This is a genomic window from Microtetraspora malaysiensis, assembly GCF_001528665.1.
Taxonomy (GTDB): Bacteria; Actinomycetota; Actinomycetes; order Streptosporangiales; family Streptosporangiaceae; genus Microtetraspora_A; species Microtetraspora_A malaysiensis.
In genome coordinates this window covers 1-876 of record NZ_BBYJ01000003.1, presented here as the reverse complement: position 1 = coordinate 876, position 876 = coordinate 1, and the positions used below count along the sequence as shown (strand labels likewise).

Here is an 876-nt window from a genome sequence, read left to right as displayed (position 1 = left end):
AGCAGCCCGGGCAGTGTGCGTCCTGAGATGAGCCCGCCGGGCGTCGCCCAGTCCGCACCCCGCCCCTGTGCTTGTCCCCGCTCCTGTTCCTGTCCCGGTCCCCGCGCCTGGCCTTGTCCCCGTGCGTGTCCCGGTCCTTGTTTGCGCTGTTCGCCATCGCGGGCAGGCCGATCGTTCGGCCTACCGGCCCGGGTGCCCCGGCCACCCGCACTCTGACCGCGCTCCGCTCTCTGACCGCGTCCGTCCGCGTCGCGCCCAGCGCTCCGACCATGCTGCCCACCGTCGCGAGTGCCCTGGCCAGGCGCTCTCTGGCCACGTTCCTCCGTGTCGCCCCGAGTGCCTTCATCCCGCCGCCCGCCGTCGTGAGTTTCCCGGCGATGCCCTGCGTCGTGCCCAGCGCTCTGGTCGGGTCGCCCGTTGCTGCGGGCGTCCTGCTCGCGGCTCGTGTCGTCTTGATCGCTGTGGCCGAGCCGCTCATGGTCCCGGGCAGGGCGATCACGCCGCACGCCATCGTGAGCGCTGCCTTCCGGCGAGCCAGACGCGTCAGCCGACGAAGAGGCAGACGCCTGCCCACCCGAGAAGGAGGACGTTCCGGCCGGTGTGGAGTCGGACGCCTTCGGCCGCGAAGGGCCGGATGTCTTGGAGCGCGCGGGGTCGGACGCCTCCGGCCGCGAAGCCGTGGGCGTTCCCGCTGATGAGAAGCCGGACGTCTCGCCCGGTGAAGAAGCGGGAGGGTCATCGGGAAGGGACCCGGCATTGATCAACACCAGCAACTCGGTACCGATCTGCTGCTCCAACAACGCGATCAACACATCCGCGTTCCGCACCCGCAGCGGCCGCTCATCCCCCACCACCCGCGGCTTCGCATACGCATCC

Annotated in this window: 2 protein-coding genes; one reads left to right on the top strand and one right to left on the bottom strand. The window is 71.2% G+C overall.

Annotated elements, in window-relative coordinates; translation table 11 throughout:
• A partial coding sequence (locus AWQ71_RS43110) for a hypothetical protein (protein ID WP_218001586.1) occupies positions 1-499 on the bottom strand: 499 nt, incomplete at its 3' end.
• 101 nt (positions 500-600) lie between these two features.
• Here AWQ71_RS43110 and AWQ71_RS43105 point away from each other — a divergent pair.
• On the top strand, positions 601-876 hold a 276-nt coding region (locus tag AWQ71_RS43105; RefSeq protein WP_218001585.1), incomplete at its 3' end, for a hypothetical protein.